At 68.7% G+C, this 664-nt stretch carries 1 protein-coding gene; it reads right to left on the bottom strand.

Annotated features, from left to right (window positions below):
• A partial coding sequence (locus AB4039_RS42325) for an adenosylhomocysteinase (protein ID WP_442273322.1) occupies positions 1–664 on the bottom strand: 664 nt, incomplete at both ends.

Below are 664 nucleotides of genomic sequence, written 5' to 3'. Positions count from 1 at the left end.
CGGCAGCCGTACTTGTTGTCGAACTTCGACTTCGTCACGGCGTCGTTCACGTTGATCGCCGGGAACAGCAGGGTGCCCTCGGCCATCATCTCGTAGAGACGGTGGACACCGGTGGTGGTCTCCTCCGTCACGCCGCGGATCCCGGCGGCCAGGGCCGTCCAGTCGATGCCGGTCCTCGCCAGCAGGTCCAGGACCAGGGCCATCTCCTCGTTCTCGGCGGTGGCCGGGTCCGGGACCGCGCCGGCCTTCTGGTACTCGACGCCCTTGTGAACCAGGAGCGTCGCGTCACCGCCGTCGTCGAGGATCATGTTCGGACCGGCATGACCCGGCCAGGTCAGCGCCTGCTCCGTACACCACCAGTACTCCTCCAGCGTCTCGCCCTTCCAGGCGAACACCGGAATCCCCGCGGCCGCGACCGCGGCGGCCGCGTGGTCCTGCGTCGAGTAGATGTTGCACGACACCCAGCGCACCTCGGCGCCCAGGGCCACGAGGGTCTCGATCAGCACGGCGGTCTGCACGGTCATGTGCAGCGAACCGGTGATCCGGGCGCCGGCCAGCGGCTGCGCCTCGGCGTACTCCCGGCGGATCGACATCAGACCCGGCATCTCGTGCTCGGCCAGGGTGATCTCCTTGCGGCCGAAGGCGGCAAGGGAAAGAGGGAAAG

It is taken from the genome of Streptomyces sp. M-16, assembly GCF_052114405.1.
Lineage (GTDB): Bacteria > Actinomycetota > Actinomycetes > Streptomycetales > Streptomycetaceae > Streptomyces.
This window is presented reverse-complemented; position numbering and strand designations above follow the sequence as displayed.